Annotated in this window: 18 protein-coding genes; 14 read left to right on the top strand and 4 right to left on the bottom strand. The window is 70.6% G+C overall.

Features of this window, described 5'->3' with window-relative positions:
* From DQP56_RS09080 to mnmA, 7 genes are all read left to right on the top strand, one after another.
* A partial coding sequence (locus tag DQP56_RS09080) for a helix-turn-helix transcriptional regulator (protein WP_133258902.1) occupies positions 1 to 1,471 on the top strand: 1,471 nt, incomplete at its 5' end.
* 84 nt (positions 1,472 to 1,555) lie between these two features.
* Positions 1,556 to 2,299, top strand: a complete 744-nt coding sequence (locus DQP56_RS09075) for an SDR family oxidoreductase (RefSeq protein WP_112684644.1) — start codon at positions 1,556 to 1,558, stop codon at positions 2,297 to 2,299.
* On the top strand, positions 2,296 to 3,021 hold the full coding sequence (locus tag DQP56_RS09070) for an SDR family NAD(P)-dependent oxidoreductase (protein ID WP_112684642.1): 726 nt from the start codon (positions 2,296 to 2,298) through the stop codon (positions 3,019 to 3,021). Before DQP56_RS09075 ends, DQP56_RS09070 begins: the two co-directional genes overlap by 4 nt.
* Positions 3,022 to 3,208: 187 nt before the next feature.
* Positions 3,209 to 4,060, top strand: coding sequence for a GNAT family N-acetyltransferase (locus DQP56_RS09065; RefSeq protein WP_112684656.1), 852 nt, complete (start codon positions 3,209 to 3,211; stop codon positions 4,058 to 4,060).
* Positions 4,057 to 4,875, top strand: a complete 819-nt coding sequence (locus tag DQP56_RS09060) for a lysophospholipid acyltransferase family protein (protein WP_435673837.1) — start codon at positions 4,057 to 4,059, stop codon at positions 4,873 to 4,875. Before DQP56_RS09065 ends, DQP56_RS09060 begins: the two co-directional genes overlap by 4 nt.
* Before the next feature lie 59 nt (positions 4,876 to 4,934).
* A complete protein-coding gene (locus tag DQP56_RS09055; protein WP_112684640.1) occupies positions 4,935 to 6,128 on the top strand; it encodes a cysteine desulfurase family protein in 1,194 nt (397 codons plus the stop codon).
* Positions 6,125 to 7,201: a tRNA 2-thiouridine(34) synthase MnmA gene (gene mnmA / locus DQP56_RS09050; protein ID WP_112684638.1), complete on the top strand. Its 1,077-nt coding sequence runs from the start codon at positions 6,125 to 6,127 to the stop codon at positions 7,199 to 7,201. Before DQP56_RS09055 ends, mnmA begins: the two co-directional genes overlap by 4 nt.
* 9 nt (positions 7,202 to 7,210) lie before the next feature.
* Here the strand turns inward: mnmA and DQP56_RS09045 are convergent, their stop codons facing one another.
* Entirely contained in the window at positions 7,211 to 7,840 is a 630-nt protein-coding gene (locus tag DQP56_RS09045; RefSeq protein WP_234825565.1) for a sensor domain-containing protein, read from the bottom strand.
* Positions 7,841 to 7,896: 56 nt separating this feature from the next.
* On the opposite strand from DQP56_RS09045, the gene DQP56_RS09040 reads away from it, so the two are divergent.
* A complete protein-coding gene (locus DQP56_RS09040; protein WP_112684634.1) occupies positions 7,897 to 8,907 on the top strand; it encodes a uroporphyrinogen decarboxylase/cobalamine-independent methonine synthase family protein in 1,011 nt (336 codons plus the stop codon).
* A gap of 31 nt (positions 8,908 to 8,938) precedes the next feature.
* On the opposite strand, the gene DQP56_RS09035 is transcribed toward DQP56_RS09040, so the two are convergent.
* On the bottom strand, positions 8,939 to 9,334 hold the full coding sequence (locus DQP56_RS09035) for an MmcQ/YjbR family DNA-binding protein (protein ID WP_112684632.1): 396 nt from the start codon (positions 9,332 to 9,334) through the stop codon (positions 8,939 to 8,941).
* 33 nt (positions 9,335 to 9,367) lie between these two features.
* Between DQP56_RS09035 and ligA the strand changes: the two genes are divergently transcribed.
* Positions 9,368 to 11,449 carry an NAD-dependent DNA ligase LigA gene (gene ligA / locus DQP56_RS09030; protein WP_112684630.1) on the top strand — a complete coding sequence of 694 codons (2,082 nt, stop codon included), beginning with the start codon at positions 9,368 to 9,370 and terminating at the stop codon, positions 11,447 to 11,449.
* A 49-nt stretch (positions 11,450 to 11,498) separates the two neighbouring features.
* Here the strand turns inward: ligA and DQP56_RS09025 are convergent, their stop codons facing one another.
* The gene (locus DQP56_RS09025) at positions 11,499 to 12,164 is read right to left on the bottom strand and encodes an ACT domain-containing protein (RefSeq protein WP_112684628.1); all 666 of its coding nucleotides are present in this window, start codon (positions 12,162 to 12,164) and stop codon (positions 11,499 to 11,501) included.
* Between the two features lie 57 nt (positions 12,165 to 12,221).
* On the opposite strand from DQP56_RS09025, the gene gatC reads away from it, so the two are divergent.
* The 5 genes from gatC to DQP56_RS09000 all read left to right on the top strand — a co-directional run bounded on the left by gatC (position 12,222) and on the right by DQP56_RS09000 (position 15,813).
* Complete coding sequence (gatC, locus tag DQP56_RS09020; RefSeq protein WP_112684626.1) at positions 12,222 to 12,521, top strand: Asp-tRNA(Asn)/Glu-tRNA(Gln) amidotransferase subunit GatC; 300 nt, start codon at positions 12,222 to 12,224, stop codon at positions 12,519 to 12,521.
* Complete coding sequence (gene gatA, locus DQP56_RS09015) at positions 12,518 to 14,008, top strand: Asp-tRNA(Asn)/Glu-tRNA(Gln) amidotransferase subunit GatA (protein ID WP_112684624.1); 1,491 nt, start codon at positions 12,518 to 12,520, stop codon at positions 14,006 to 14,008. The genes gatC and gatA overlap by 4 nt, the downstream gene beginning before the upstream one ends.
* Before the next feature lie 29 nt (positions 14,009 to 14,037).
* A complete protein-coding gene (locus tag DQP56_RS09010; RefSeq protein WP_112684622.1) occupies positions 14,038 to 14,274 on the top strand; it encodes an amphi-Trp domain-containing protein in 237 nt (78 codons plus the stop codon).
* 48 nt (positions 14,275 to 14,322) lie between these two features.
* Positions 14,323 to 15,354, top strand: coding sequence for an ATP-dependent 6-phosphofructokinase (locus DQP56_RS09005; protein WP_013829661.1), 1,032 nt, complete (start codon positions 14,323 to 14,325; stop codon positions 15,352 to 15,354).
* A gap of 105 nt (positions 15,355 to 15,459) precedes the next feature.
* Positions 15,460 to 15,813 carry a hypothetical protein gene (locus DQP56_RS09000; RefSeq protein ID WP_112684654.1) on the top strand — a complete coding sequence of 118 codons (354 nt, stop codon included), beginning with the start codon at positions 15,460 to 15,462 and terminating at the stop codon, positions 15,811 to 15,813.
* 4 nt (positions 15,814 to 15,817) lie between these two features.
* On the opposite strand, the gene DQP56_RS08995 is transcribed toward DQP56_RS09000, so the two are convergent.
* Positions 15,818 to 16,204 (bottom strand): DUF2237 family protein, encoded by a 387-nt coding sequence (locus DQP56_RS08995; RefSeq protein ID WP_112684620.1) that lies wholly within the window; start codon positions 16,202 to 16,204, stop codon positions 15,818 to 15,820.
* Positions 16,205 to 16,228 lie beyond the last annotated feature (24 nt).

The raw sequence follows: 16,228 nt of genomic DNA, 5'->3' as shown, positions 1-16,228 counted from the left end.
CGCCGAGCTGGCGCCGCTGGACGCCTTGCAGCGTGCCAGGGCGGCGCGGACCCGCGCGATGTTGGTGTTCACTCGGGGACGGGGCAGCGGAGATGCCCCCACCCTGAATCTGTCGGTACGGCAATTATTCGACGCCGCAGCGACTTTGGAGCGCCACGACACCGACATGGGCCAGGACGCACTGCTGGAGGCGGTCAGCGCGGCGATGTACACCGGACGGCTGTTCGGTCAGGATGCGCGCCTTGCCACCGCGGTGTCGCTCGCGGATCGGGTGCGGACGGAGCCGGGCCGGGCGGCCGGTCTGCTGCTGCACGGCCTGGTCATCCGGGTGCGCGACGGCTGCGCCGCCGCCGCGCCCCCGCTGCGCGCCGCGATCGCGGCGATCTCCCCGGAAGACTGGACGTGGCAAGCCTTTCCGATCGCCCACGAGGCGGTGCTGCACGAATTGTGGGACGACGAGTCCTGGCACCGGATCGCCACCGAGGCGGTGCGAGTCGCCACCGATACCGGCGCGCTGGCGGTGCTGCCGATGGCGTTGACGACGTTGGCCGGTGTGCACGTGCAGGCCGGTGAATTCGCCTCGGCCCGGGCGTTGATCGCTGACGCCGGCACGCTGTCGGCCGCCGCCGGCCAGACCCCGGTCCGCTATCACGAGCTGGCGCTGGCCGCCTGGGTCGGCGATGAAGCCGAGGCGACCGGGCTGCTCGATGCGGCGGTGCGCTACGGGACGGCGCGCGGCGAGGGACGGGTGACCGCGCTGGCCGGCTATGCCGGCGCGGTGCTCAACAACGCGCTGGGGCGCTACCAGGCGGCATACGAGATACTGGCCCGGGCCGGCGAATACGAGGATCTGGGGCTCTACGGCTGGAACCTGGCCGAATTGGTGGAGGCCGCCGTGCGAACCGACCGGCACACCGAGGCCGCCGACGCGCTGCAGCAACTCGACGACCGCACCCGGGTCGCCGGAACCGACTGGGCGCTGGGGGTGCGGGCCCGGTCGGCGGCGCTGCTGCGTGACGGCGACGCCGCGGAAAGCCTTTACACCGAGGCGATCGAACGATTGGCGAGAACCCGGATCGCCGTGCAGCTGGCGCGCACCCATCTGCTCTACGGGGAGTGGCTGCGCCGGGAGAACCGGCGCGGTGACGCCCGGACCCAACTGCGGCTCGCCCACGACATGTTCAGCGGCTTCGGAGCCCGGGCGTTCGCCGCGCGCAGCCATCGCGAGCTGCAGGCGACCGGGGAGAAGGTCCGCAAGCAGCCGGTCGCCACCGGTGATGCGTTGACCGCGCAGGAAGAGCAGATCGCGGAGCTGGCCGGGGCGGGCCTGACCAACGCCGAGATCGGTGTGCAGCTGTTCATCAGCGCGCACACCGTGGAATGGCACCTGCGCAAGGTCTTCGCCAAATTGGGCATCCGGTCGCGCCGGGAACTGCGCGACGCCCCGTGGCGGCGATCCGCGCCGGGGTGAGACTACGGACTTTCCAGGGTGCGGCCCCGCCCGGCGCGGTGCCAGTGTGGAAGGACCACAAGTCGGCCAAGGAGGTTTAGCGACATGAAAATCACCGTGACGGGCGCCAGCGGACAGATCGGCTCGAAGGTGGTCGCGCTGCTGGCCGCCGCCGGGCACGAGCCGGTGGCCGCCTCCCGCGACACCGGCGCCGACGTGCTCACCGGCCAGGGCCTGGCCCAAGCGCTCTCCGGCGCCGACGTGCTCGTCGACGTAGTCAACTCACCGGACTTCGACGACGACCCGGTCATGGACTTCTTCACCCGCTCGACGACCAACCAGGTCGCCGCGGCCAAAAAGGCCGATGTCAGCCACTATGTGGCGCTGTCCATCGTGGGCTGCGACGGGTTGCCCGACAGCGGCTACATGCGGGCCAAGGTCGCCCAGGAACGGATCATCACCGAATCCGGGCTGCCCTACACCATCGTGCGGGCCACCCAGTTCCACGAGTTCGCCGACGCGATCACCACATCCCTGACCGTCGACGGTGTGGTGCGGGCCCCCGAGGGACGCATCCAGCCGATCGCCGGGGCTGAGGTGGCCGCCGCGGTGGCCAAAGCCGCGCAGGCGGCGCCGGTCGACGGGATCATCGACGTGGGCGGCCCGGAGAAGATGACTTTCGCCGAGTTGGCCGCCGCGGTGCTGGCGCACCGGGGCGAAACCCTGCCGATCGTCGTCGACCCGGCGGCCGTCTACTTCGGCACCAAGGTCGGCGACACCGGACTGGTCACCGGAGCCGACGCGACGCTGGCCCAGACCCGCCTCACGGATTGGCTGGCGAGCCAGTGAACGAGCTGTCCGGCCAGACGGCGCTGGTGACCGGCGGGACCGCCGGCATCGGCCTGGAGTCCGCGCGGCTGCTGGCCCGCCACGGCGCCACGGTGATCATCACCGGTCGGTCCGCCGACCGCGGCGCCGCGGCCGTCGCCGAGCTCGGGGCCGGTGTCCGGTTCGTAGCCGCCGACCTGTCCGACCTCGAATCGGTGAAAGCCCTTGTCCGGCAATGCGGCGAAGTCGATATTGTGGTAAACAACGCCGCCAGCTTCCCCGGCTCGCTCACCGTCGACCAGGACGTGTCGTCGTTCGAGTCGACATTCGACACCAACGTGCGCGGCGCCTACTTTCTGGTCGCGGCGCTGGCGCCCGGCATGCTGCGGCGTGGTCACGGCAGCATCGTGAACGTCACCAGCATGGTCGCCTTCAAGGGCGTTCCCGGCGCGTCGAGTTACAGCGCCTCCAAGGCTGCGCTGGAATCGCTGACCCGCACCTGGGCAGCCGAATTCGGGCCCCACGGTGTGCGGGTGAACAGCGTCGCCCCCGGTCCCACCGCCACCGCCGGGGTGGCTGCCGAATGGGGTGAGGTCAACGACGAACTGGGCAAGGCGCTTCCGCTGGGCCGCACCGCACAAGCAGCCGAGATCGCCGAAGCCGTACTGTTCCTGGCCTCACCGAGGTCCAGCTTCATCACCGGATCGACCTTGCACGCCGACGGCGGCGGTGCCGCCGCCTGAGCTCACCGGCATTCCCCCGAGGGCGTCGAGATTGCACTGGTGGTCGTGCAGCGCGCGGTTTCACGACCATGGGCGCAATCTCGACACGTTGCCCGCTGTCAACCCGGAACAATTCGTCACCGATCGTGCACCGACATGTCATGCGGTGATTGCCTGGGCGCCGCATGACTGCGCGACCGTGACCGGTGTGAGCACTGGTGCTGTACTCATCGCCCCCGAACCCACCACCACGACCGACACCCCGCGATACTCGCTGCTGGTCTCCACTGACCCCGCCCTGATCGAAGCCGCGCAGCGGCTGCGCTACGAGGTGTTCAGCAGCGAGCCGGGATTCACCCTGCCCGCTGCCGCCGACGGCCGCCCCGGCCTCGATGCCGACCGGTTCGACGACTACTGCGATCACCTGCTGGTGCGCGACGACAACTCCGGTGCGCTGGTCGGCTGCTATCGGATGCTGCCGCCGACCGGTGCCATCGCCGCCGGAGGGCTTTACAGCGCAACCGAATTCGATGTCTCCGCGCTGGACCCGCTGCGGCCGTCGCTGGTCGAGATGGGCCGGGCCGTGGTACGACCCGGGCATCGCAACGGCGCCGTCGTGCTGTTGATGTGGGCCGGAATCCTGGCCTACCTGGACCGCTACCAGTACGACTACGTCACCGGGTGCGTATCGGTGCCCGTCCACGGTGAGGGGGCGCCCGGCAGCCAGATCCGCGGTGTCCGCGACTTCGTGCGGCGCCGCCACGCCTCACCGCACCGGGTGAGGCCGTACCGGCCGGTGGTGATCGATGGCAAGAGCCTGGATGAGATCGCGCCGCCGGCCCGGCCGGCCATGCCCCCGTTGCTGCGCGGCTATCTTCGGCTGGGCGCGCGAATCTGCGGTGAACCGGCCCACGACCCCGACTTCGGTGTCGGGGATTTCCCGGCGCTGCTGGGCCGAAACGAGGCCGATGTCCGCTATCTGCACCGGCTGCGGTCGGTGTCTGCGGTGTCTGCGGTGTCGGCGGTGTCGGCGGTGGCCGACGGCACCGCGCACGCGTGACCCCGGCCGTCGTGCATCCCTGGGCGCCCCGGGGATGCTGTACGCCGGCGTGTGTGCGCGGCGGCGTGGCGCGGGTGTCTCCCGTGGTGGTGGCGCTGCGACTGGCCCTGGCGGGGCTGCTGGTACCGCTGTTGCCGCTGTTGGCGGTGCCGCTGCCGGGCCGGGCGCGGTTCCAGCGCGGCTGCTGCCGGATGGTGTTGCGCTGCTTCGGGGTGCGGGTGGTGACCACGGGCGGGCCGGTGCGCAATCTGCGCGGCATGCTGGTGGTCAGCACGCACACATCCTGGCTGGACGTGTTCGTCGTCGGGGCGGTGTCGCCGGGAACGTTCGTGGCGCGCGCCGACCTGATCAGCTGGCCCGGGATCGGGGCGCTGGCCCGGCTGATGCGGATCATTCCGATCGATCGGGACAGCCTGCTCGGGCTGCCGTCGGTGGTCGAGGCGGTTGCGGCCCGGTTGCGGGCCGGGCGCACCGTGGTGGCCTTCCCGGAGGGCACCACCTGGTGCGGGCGGGCCCACGGCCGGTTCTACCCGGCGATGTTCCAGGCCGCGGTCGACGCGTCGCGGCCGGTGCAGCCGCTGCGGGTCGGCTATCGCCATTCCGATGGGTCGCGCTCGACGTTGCCGGCCTTCGTCGGCGACGACACCCTGGTGGCCTCGATGGGGCGCCTGATCACCGCACGACGCACCGTCGCGCAGGTACACGTCGCGTCGCTGCAGCTGCCGGGAAGTGATCGGCGCGAACTGGCCGCGCGTTGTCAGGCCGCGGTGGGGTGCCGGGCGCTGTCGAGCCGACCAGCCTGCATCTTCTGTTGAACCCGGCTGCTCGCCGCACCGCCGGGCCGACCCGAGCTGCCCGGTATCCTGGGCGGGTCATGGTCTATCTGGATCACGCTGCCACCACCCCGATGCACCCCGAGGCCATCGAGGCGATGACGGCCGTGATGGGCACCGTCGGAAACGCCTCGTCGCTGCATTCCGCCGGCCGCGCCGCCAGACGCCGGATGGAGGAGTCCCGGGAGTCGATCGCCGCACGGCTGGGCGCACGACCGTCCGAGGTGGTATTCACCGCCGGTGGCACCGACGGCGACAACCTGGCGGTCAAGGGCATCTACTGGGCCCGACGCGACGCCGACCCGCGCCGGCGCCGGATCATCACCACCGAGATCGAGCACCACGCCGTGCTCGATTCGGTCAGCTGGCTCGCCGACCACGAAGGCGCCGAGATCAGCTGGCTGCCCACCGGGCCCGACGGTTCGGTGTCGCCGGCGGCGCTGCGCGCGGAATTGGATGCCGGCCGTGGCGATGATGTGGCGCTGGTATCGGTGATGTGGGCCAACAACGAAGTGGGCACCGTCCTGCCGATCGCCGAACTGGCCGCGGTCGCCGCGGAGTTCGGGGTGCCGATGCACTCCGACGCGGTGCAGGCCGTCGGGCAGTTGCCGGTCGATTTCGCCGCCAGCGGACTGTCGGCGCTGAGCCTGACCGCCCACAAGTTCGGTGGGCCGTGCGGCGTCGGGGCGCTGCTGGTGCGCCGCGATGTGACATGTGTTCCGCTGACGCACGGCGGGGGACAAGAGCGCGATATCCGCTCCGGCACCCTCGATGTCGCGGGTGCGGTCGGCATGGCCACCGCGCTGCAGATCGCCGTCGGGTCACTGCAGGCCACCTCGAGCCGGGTCGCGGCGCTGCGCGACCGGCTCATCGACGGCGTGCTCGCCGCGATCGAGGACAGCTGCGTCAACGGCTCACGCACCGACCGGCTGCCGGGCAATGCGCACTTCACATTCGCCGACTGCGAAGGCGATTCCCTGCTGATGTTATTGGACGCCAACGGCATCGAATGCTCCACCGGTTCGGCCTGCACCGCCGGGGTGGCACGCCCCTCGCATGTGCTGACCGCGATGGGCGCCGACCCGGTCGCCGCTCGTGGTTCGTTGCGACTGTCGTTGGGGCACACCAGCGTCGACGACGACGTCGATGCGGTGCTGGCGGTGCTTCCCGGCGCGGTGGAGCGGGCACGCCACGCCATGCTGGCCGCTACCGGGGCGATGAAGGTGGCCCGATGAAGGTCGTAGCCGCGATGAGCGGTGGGGTGGACTCGTCGGTGGCCGCGGCCCGGATGGTCGACGCCGGGCACGACGTGGTCGGTGTGCACCTGGCGCTGTCACGCAATCCCGGCACATTGCGCACCGGTTCGCGGGGCTGTTGTTCGCGGGAGGACTCCGACGACGCCCGGCGGGTCGCCGATGTGCTGGGCATCCCGTTCTACGTGTGGGATTTCTCCGAGCAGTTCCAAGAAGAGGTGATTGACGACTTCGTCGAGTCCTACGCCCGCGGCGAGACCCCGAACCCGTGCGTGCGCTGCAACGAGAAGATCAAGTTCTCCGCGGTGGCCGCCCGTGCCCTGGCGCTCGGCTTCGACATGGTGGCCACCGGCCACTACGCCCGGCTGGCCGACGGCCGGCTACGGCGGGCGGTCGACGCCGACAAGGACCAGTCCTATGTGCTGGCGGTGCTGACCGCCGACCAGCTGAGCCACGCGGCGTTCCCGATCGGTGACACCCCCAAGCCGGCGATCCGCGCCGAAGCCGCCGAACGCGGCCTGGCGGTGGCGAGCAAACCGGACAGCCACGACATCTGCTTCATCCCGACCGGCGACACCCGCACCTTCCTGGGCAGCCATATCGGCGTCCGGCCCGGCGCCGTCGTCGACGCCGGTGGAGAGGTGCTGGCCGAACACGACGGCGTGCACGGGTTCACCATCGGTCAGCGCAAGGGCCTGGGCATCGCCGGTCCCGGCCCCGACGGCCGGCCCCGTTACGTGACCGGCATCGACGCCGCCACCGCCACCGTCACCGTCGGCACCCTCGCCGACCTGGACGTGCTGGAGCTGACCGGCCGGGCACCGGTGTTCACCTCGGGGCGCGCGTGGGACGGGCCCGTCGAGTGCGAGGTGCAGGTGCGGGCCCACGGCGAGACCGTCGGCGCGGTCGCCGAACTGGTCGGCGAAGAACTGCGGGTGCGGCTGGGAGAACCGTTGCGCGGTGTGGCCCGCGGCCAGACCCTGGCCTGCTACCGCCCGGACCCCGCCGGCGACGAGGTGATCGCCAGCGCCACCATCGCCGGCACCGGAGACTGAGCCACCGCCCTAACCGGGGACTCCGGCCGCCATGTTCGTCACCACCAGTTCGGCGACCGACTCCGAGAACCCGCAGTGGGTGACCTCCAGCAGCACCGTCGACTTGAGCAGGTAGGTGCGTCCGCAGGTGCCGGCACCGGTGCGCAGTGACCACTCGTCGACGGACTGGTTGCCGACCAGGTGCGGCCCGGCGGGGCTGTCGGCGCAACCGGCCACGGTCTCCACCAACGCGTCGAAGGCTTGCCGGGCCGACGCCGGATCCGGGTAGGCAGCCGCGGCCTCGGATATCAACGCGCCCTTGGGCGGGTACTGATAGGTGGTCTTGCGGAACTGTGTGAAAGCGCTGCCGAACACCGCCGTCTCGTCGAAGACGAATCGGCAGGGCGGCGACACGGTCGCGGCGAGCTCATCGATGTCCACCGGTGCGGTGGAATCCATGGTGGGGATGATGGTGAGGTCCTCGTCGGTCCCGGTGATGCCGCGCATCCGGCCGGTGTCGAGCAGGATCGTCCCGACGTGCACGGCGCCGTCGGACTCCGGCGGCAGGACCGGTCCCAACGCCGCCCCGCCGACGAATCGGGTGCACCCGGCCACCGCCGCAGTTATCACGCACAGTGGCAGCAGCCCCGACGTCCTCACCCGTCGAAGGTAACCCGCCGCGCCGAGGTGCAAACCCGCTTCAATACGGTTGCTCGATGAGCGCATTCGCCACCGGCACCGGTATCGGCTCCTGGCCGGGCACCCTCGCGCGCCAAGCCGCCGAGGTGGTCGTCGGCGAGCTGGGCGCAAGCCTGGCCCATCTGGTGGAGTTGCCGGCCCGCGGGGTGGGCGCCGACCTGATCGGCCGCTCCGGCGCGCTGCTGGTCGACATCGCCATCGACACCGCCCCCCGCGGCTACCGGCTGGCGGCGCGCCCCGGCGCGGTGACCCGGCGGGCGATCAGCCTGCTCGGCGAGGACACCGACGCCCTCGAAGAGGCCTGGGAGATCACCGGCCTGCGCGGCAGCGGGCACCCGGTCAAGGTGCAGGCGTCCGGGCCGCTGACCCTGGCCGCGCAGCTGGAGTTGGCCAACGGGCACCGGGCCATCACCGACCCGGGCGCACTGCGGGATCTGGCCGGCTCGCTGGCCGAGGGGCTGCGGGTGCATCGGGCCGAGCTGTCCCGCCGGCTCGACACCCCGGTGGTCGTGCAGCTCGACGAGCCGGCGCTGACCGCCGCGGTGACCGGAGGTCTGGCCGGGGTCACCTCGCTGAGCCCGGTACCGGCCATCGATGAAGCGGTGGCCACCGCACTGCTCGACGGCTGCGCCGAGGCGGTGGACGGCGAGCTGATCGTGCACAGCTGTGCCGCAGAGCTACCGTGGAATGTGCTGCTGCCCAGCAGGATTACTGCGGTATCGCTGGACTGCACCACCACGTCGGTCGACTATGACGGGATCGGCGCGTTCATCGAATCCGGTCGCACCGTGGTGCTGGGGCTGATTCCCGCGGTGGAGCCGGCACGACGCCCCGCCGTCGAAGAACTCGCCGCCGCGACCGCCGCGATCACCGACCGGATCGGCTTCGGCCGCTCGGTGCTGGCCGAACGGGTCGGCATCAGCCCGGTCTGCGGGCTGGCGGGCGCCACCGCGCAGTGGGCGCGCACCGCGGTCGGGCTGGTCCGGCAGGTGGGCGAGGCACTGGCGGGTGACCCCGAAGCGATATGACGTCCCTGCGACGGCGGCGGATGTCGGGGGGTCAGACGCCGTCGAGGAGCCGGATCAACCGCGGTGCCGCGGTCAGCCGAAACGAGGCGTCGACCAGCTCGCCGACCTCGCCCCAATCGACGGGGGCGGCATCGAAATCCAGTCCCAGCCAGCCGGACGGTCCCAGGTACATCGGATAGAAGAATCGCGAGTCCTGTTCCAGTGCCCGCCGCTCGGACTCGTCGACCTTGACCAACACTGCGTGCGGGTGGCGCACCATCGTCCCGGTGGCCTTGGTGCTGCCGCCGTAGACCGCGAACATCTTGGGGGCGCAGAACACCGGTCGGCCGTGGGAGATCTTCTCGAAGGCCTCGGGAAAGCCCAGCGCGATACCGCGCAGCTCCGCCAGGCCGGGGTCGTCGTCGCGGAACATGATCGGGTGCGGCATGCCGCCAGGGTAGTCAGCCGATAGCCTGCCAGGGTGAGTCCAGAGTCCGACAGCGTGAGCCCCGACATCCGGCGGCAGTGGCACGACCTGGCTGAAGAGGTGCGCGAACACCAGTTCCGCTATTACGTCAAGGATGCGCCGGTCATCCCCGACAGCGAGTTCGACGAGCTGTTCAACCGGCTGCTCGCCCTCGAGGACGCCTACCCCGAACTGCGCGTCGCCGACTCGCCGACCCAGCTGGTGGGCGGGGCGGGGTTCACCACGGACTTCACACCGGCCGAGCACCTGGAGCGGATGCTGTCGCTGGAAGACGTGTTCTCGCCCGATGAGCTGACCGCGTGGGCGGGCCGGGTCGCCGGCGAGATCGGCGGCGACACCACCTATCTGTGCGAGCTCAAGGTCGACGGGGTGGCGCTCGGGTTGGTGTATCGCGACGGCCGGTTGGTCAGTGGCGCCACCCGCGGTGACGGCCGGGTCGGCGAGGATGTGACGCTGAATGCGCGGACCATCGCCGACATCCCCGAATTCCTCACCGCCGACAGTGAATTCCCGATCCCGGCGGTGCTGGAGGTGCGCGGTGAGGTGTACTTCCGGCTGGAGGACTTCGAAACCCTCAACGCCGGGCTGGTCGCCGAGGGCAAGGCGCCGTTCGCCAACCCGCGCAACAGTGCGGCCGGCTCGCTGCGGCAGAAGAACCCGGCGATCACCGCCCGGCGCAACCTGCGGATGGTCTGCCACGGCCTGGGTTACAGCGAGGGATTCAACCCGGCCACCCTGCACGAGGCCTACACCGCGATGAAGGCCTGGGGCCTGCCGGTCTCACCGCACACCGCCCGCGTCGAAGGCATTGCCGCGGTGGCCGAACGCATCACCTACTGGGGCGAGCACCGCCACGACGTCGAACACGAAATCGACGGTGTGGTCGTCAAAGTCGACGACCGGGCACTGCAGCGCCGGCTCGGCGCCACCTCCCGGGTGCCGCGCTGGGCAGTGGCCTACAAATACCCGCCCGAGGAGGCGCAGACCACGCTGGTCGACATCCGGGTCAGCGTCGGGCGCACCGGCCGGGTCACTCCGTTCGCCTACATGACCCCGGTCAAGGTGGCCGGCTCCACGGTGGGGCTGGCCACGCTGCACAACGCCTCGGAGGTCAAACGCAAAGGGGTGCTGATCGGCGACACCGTGATCATCCGCAAGGCCGGTGACGTGATCCCCGAGGTGCTCGGTCCCGTCGTCGATCTGCGCGACGGCACCGAGCGTGAGTTCGTCATGCCGACCCACTGCCCGGAGTGCGGCACCCTGCTGGCGCCCGCCAAAGAGGCCGACGTCGACATCCGCTGCCCCAACGCCCGGTCCTGCCCGGCGCAGCTGCGCGAGCGGGTCTTCCACGTCGCCGGCCGCGGCGCCTTCGACATCGAGGCGCTGGGCTACGAGGCGGCCACCGCGCTGCTGGGCGCCGGGGTCATCACCGACGAAGGCGACTTGTTCACCCTCACCGAAGACGACTTGCTGCGCACCGAGTTGTTCACCACCAAGGGCGGTGCGCTGTCCAAGAACGGCCGGCAACTGCTGGCCAACCTCGACAAGGCCAAATCCCAACCGCTGTGGCGGGTGCTGGTGGCATTGTCGATCCGCCACGTCGGCCCGACCGCAGCCCGGGCGCTGGCCACCGAGTTCGGCAGCCTGGAGGCGATCACCGCGGCGTCCACCGAGCAGCTGGCCGCCGTCGAGGGCGTCGGGCCCACCATTGCCACCGCGGTCACCGAATGGTTCGACGTCGACTGGCACCGCGCGATCGTCGACAAATGGCGGGCGGCCGGGGTGCGGATGGCCGACGAGCGCGACGCGAGCATCCAGCGCACGCTGGAGGGCCTGAGCATCGTCGTGACCGGGTCGCTGACCGGCTTCTCCCGCGACGAGGCCAAGGAGGCCATCATCGCGCGCGGCGGCCGGGCGGCCGGATCGGTGTCGAAGAAGACCGCCTACGTCGTCGCCGGTGACGCGCCGGGGTCGAAGTACGACAAGGCCGTCGAGCTCGGCGTGCCGATCCTCGACGAGGAGGGCTTCGTCAAGCTGTTGGCCGAAGGACCGGCGGACGACGAGCCGACGGATTAGCAGCGGCGGTCGCGAGCGCGGCGGAGCCGGGCGAAGTGGGCCGGCGCCATCAGCGCAACAGCGTGGCGACGATCCCGGCGAGATAACCCAACCGCGCCACCTCGGCCGGTAGGAACGGCGGGCCGCCGGTGCGGCCCAGCACGATCGCAGTCTGCGGGTCCCCCAGCGGGGCGGCCAGTAGCGCGGTGTCCATTTCCCGCCACACCGCGGGCACCCAGTCGGCGGTGTTGTCCAAGACGGCGGCGCGCGCGAGCGGCAACCACGGCACGGCGTCGGCTTCGGTCTCGGGAGTGCCCGGGCTGCCCACGAGCCGGCGGAACCCAGCGGCGGACCCGTCGCCGCGCCACACCGCGCACCAGCTGACCCGCAGCACCCGGGGTGCTGCGTCGGCCAATTTCTGCAGCTTGGCCTGACGGTCACCGGCCGCCGCGACGCGGTCGATGAGTTCGAGCTCGCGGTGCGCCTCCAGCAGCCCGGTATAGGGGCGAACACTGTGCACCCGGATGCCCTCCAGCCGCTCCGCGGCGGTGATCAGTACGTCGGGCATCGCTCCGGGTGGCAGCTCGACCACCAAGTCATCGATCGCCGATCCGGAACCCCGCTCGATGACATCCAGCGACAAGATGTCGGCTCCCACCGAGCCCAGCGCGACCGCCAGCGAGCCGAGGCTGCCGGGGCGGTCGTCGAGTTCGACGCGCAGCAGATAGGAAGACACCGCAAAACTGTCCCACAGTGGCCGCACCGAAAGTGACGCCGACTAGTCTTGCCAGTCGTGCCCCAGATCTCCCGTGACGACGTCGCCCATCTGGCCCGGTTGGCCCGGCTGGCGCTGACCGACGCCGAGTTGGACGGTTTCGCCGGCCAGCTCGACGCGATCCTGACCCATGTCAGCACGATTGCGGCCGTAGACGTCACCGGCGTCGAGGCCACCGACAACCCGCTCAAGGCCGTCAACGTGACCCGGCCCGACGAGCTGGTGACCAGCCTGACCCAGCAGCAGGCGCTCGCGGGCGCCCCGCGTGCGGAAGACGGCCGCTTCGCGGTCCCGCAGATCCTGGGGGAGAGCCAGTGAGTGAAGCGTTCCGCCTCATAAGGTCAGACGCGGCCACCCTGGCGGCGCGGATCGCCGCCGGTGAGGTGTCCTCGGTAGAGGTGACCCAGGCCCATCTGGACCAGATCGCGGCCACCGACCAGCGTTACGGCGCCTTCCTGCACGTCGGCGCCGAGGAAGCGCTGGCCGCCGCCGCAGCCGCCGACAAGGCCATCGCCGCCGGCGAGGCACCGTCGCCGCTGGCGGGAGTGCCGCTGGCCCTCAAGGACGTCTTCACCACCGTGGACGCCCCTACCACGTGCGGATCGAAGATCCTGGAAGGCTGGCGGCCGCCCTACGACGCGACCGTCACCGCCCGGCTGCGCGCGGCCGGTATCCCGATCCTGGGCAAGACCAACATGGACGAGTTCGCGATGGGCTCCTCCACGGAGAACTCCGCCTACGGACCCACCCGCAACCCGTGGGACGTCGAGCGGGTGCCCGGCGGGTCCGGCGGCGGCAGCGCCGCGGCACTGGCGGCATTTCAGGCACCGCTGGCCATCGGCACCGACACCGGCGGCTCGATCCGCCAGCCGGCCGCGCTGACCGCCACGGTCGGTGTCAAACCCACCTACGGCACCGTGAGCCGCTATGGGCTGGTGGCGTGCGCGTCGTCGCTCGATCAGGGCGGGCCGTGCGCGCGCACCGTGGCCGACACCGCGCTGCTGCATGCCGTGATCGCCGGGCATGACCCGCGCGATTCCACCTCGCTGGACGCAGCGGTGCCCGATGTCGTCGCCGCCGCGAACGCCGGCGCCGCCGGGGATCTGTCGGGCGTGCGGATCGGGGTGGTGCGCCAGCTGCACCGCGGGGAGGGCTACCAGCCCGGCGTGCTGGCGTCGTTCAACACCGCCGTCGAACAGTTGACCGCGCTGGGAGCCCAGATCTCCGAGGTGGACTGTCCGCACTTCGATTACGCACTGTCCGCCTACTACCTGATCCTGCCCTCGGAGGTGTCGTCCAACCTGGCGCGCTTCGACGCGATGCGCTTCGGGCTGCGGGTCGGCGACGACGGCACCCACAGCGCCGAGGAGGTGATGGCGCTGACCCGCGCCGCCGGCTTCGGTCCCGAGGTCAAGCGCCGCATCATGCTCGGGACCTACGCGCTGTCGGCGGGCTACTACGACGCCTACTACAACCAGGCGCAGAAGGTGCGCACCCTGATCGCCCGTGACCTGGACACGGCCTATGAGTCCGTCGACGTGCTGATCTCGCCCACCACCCCCAGCACGGCGTTCCGGCTCGGCGAGAAGGTCGACGACCCGCTGGCGATGTACCTGTTCGACCTGTGCACGCTGCCGCTGAACCTGGCCGGGCACTGCGGTATGTCGGTGCCGTCGGGGCTGTCCGGCGACGACGGGTTGCCGGTGGGTCTGCAGATCATGGCGCCGGCGCTGGCCGATGACCGGCTCTACCGGGTGGGAGCGGCCTACGAGGCCGCTCGCGGCGTACTGCCGACGGCGATCTGAGGGCGACGTTACTTCCGTACCCTGGGAATATGGCTGAAGAAACGATTCACGAGGAAGAACGGATGATGACCCGGGCGGAGGCCGCGGCGGACCTGCGGCGGCTGGCCGACGAACTGGAGGCCGGGAAGATCTCCTACGGGGCCGACGGCAGCCTGGAGGTGCCCGAGGCACTGGAGCGCGAGATCGAGATCGAGCGCGAGGACAAGGGCACGAACATCAAATACCAGGTCGAATTCGAGTTGGAGTGGTCTGTTCCCAAAGTCTGATCCGGGCAATGGGAAAACCGGTGGCCGCACACCGGGCAAGATGGGGGCATGCGGATCGGAGTCCTCACCGGTGGCGGTGACTGTCCCGGGCTGAACGCGGTGATCAGGGCGGTGGTACGCACCTGTGATTCGCGCTACGGCTCGTCGGTGGTCGGCTTTCAGGACGGTTGGCGCGGCCTGCTGGAGAACCGGCGCATCCAGCTGGCCAACGACGACCGCAACGATCGGCTGCTGGCCAAGGGCGGCACCATGCTCGGCACCGCCCGGGTGAATCCGGACAAGTTGCGTGCCGGCCTGGACCAGGTCAAGGCGACCCTCGACGACAACGGCATCGACGTGCTCATCCCGATCGGTGGGGAGGGCACCCTGACCGCGGCGCACTGGCTGTCGCAGGAGAACGTGCCGGTGGTGGGGGTGCCCAAGACCATCGACAACGACATCGACTGCACCGACGTCACTTTCGGGCACGACACCGCGCTGGAGGTCGCCACCGAGGCCATCGACCGGTTGCATTCGACCGCCGAATCCCACCAGCGGGTCATGCTGGTCGAGGTGATGGGGCGCCACGCCGGCTGGATCGCCCTGAACGCCGGCCTGGCCAGCGGCGCGCACATGACGCTGATCCCCGAGCAGCCGTTCGATGTCGAAGAGGTGTGCCGGCTGGTCAAGCAGCGCTTCCAGCACGGCTCGTCCCACTTCATCTGCGTCGTCGCCGAAGGGGCCAAACCCGCGGCCGGGTCGATGGAGCTGCGCTCCGGCGGGATCGACGAGTTCGGCCACGAGCGGTTCACCGGGGTTGCCGCCCAGCTGGCCGTCGAGATCGAGCGGCGTGTCAAGAAGGAAGTGCGCACCACCGTGCTGGGCCACGTGCAGCGGGGCGGCACCCCGACCGCTTACGACCGGGTGCTGGCAACCCGGTTCGGCGTCAACGCCGCCGACGCCGCCCACGCCGGCGAGTACGGGATGATGGTGTCGCTTCGCGGCCAGGAGATCGGGCGGGTGGCGCTGGCCGACGCGGTGCGCCAGCTCAAGGTGGTGCCGCAGAGCCGCTACGACGACGCGGCGGCGTTCTTCGGGTAGCCGGTGTTTGTACACGGCGGATTAGGGCAATAGTCGCCGAGTGGTCGCCGGGTGTTCGCCGGACTACTGTTCGCTTGCCGGGTGAACGAAGGTTGGGGGGCCGGTATGGGAAAGCTGTCGCGGACGGCCACCGCGCTGGCGGCGCTGCCGATCGGGCTTGTCCTCGCCGCCCCGGCTCACGGTACCGGCGACGCGGTAAGCGATTACGTCGCCGATCACGGTGGGGAGGTCTGTGCGTTCATGGATGCTCAGCCTAACCTGGCCGGGGTCAAGGCCGCGGTCAACCACATCCTGGTGACCAGCGGGTTGGCTGAGAACCAGACCGGACGGCTGCTGGCCGGCTCGGTGACCGCGGACTGTCCCGAATACGGCGGCCTGGTCGACGAATTCGTCCGGTATGTCCATCGCCGCCAGCAGCAACAGCAGAACGGCGGTATCGGCGCCGTGCTCGGCAACTAACGGTTCACAGCTCGCCCAGGTCATCTGGCACGTCAACGGCGTAGCCGCGCAACACATCCAACGACACCACGTCGAGGGTGCGTTCATGGGTGGCGGCCAGCACCACCGGGGCCGCACGGCCGTCTCGGTGGGCCCGCAGCCAGTTCAGCGCGGTGACACACCAGCGGTCACCGGGGGTCAGCCCGGGGAATCGGTAGGCGGGCATCGGCGTGGACAGGTCGTTGCCGATCGAGCGCTGGTGCTCGAGGAACTCGCCGGTGACCACCGCGCAGATGGTGTGCAGTCCGATGTCCTCCGGCCCCGACGAACAGCAGCCGTCGCGGTAGAAGCCGGTCACGGGGTCGCTGCCGCACGGCTCCAGCGGGCCTCCCAGTACGTTGCGCTCAGCCATGGCCAAACGGTACCGCCCGGTTAG

The organism is Mycolicibacter senuensis, from assembly GCF_003284925.1.
GTDB classification, from domain to species: Bacteria; Actinomycetota; Actinomycetes; order Mycobacteriales; family Mycobacteriaceae; genus Mycobacterium; species Mycobacterium algericum_A.
This window is presented reverse-complemented; position numbering and strand designations above follow the sequence as displayed.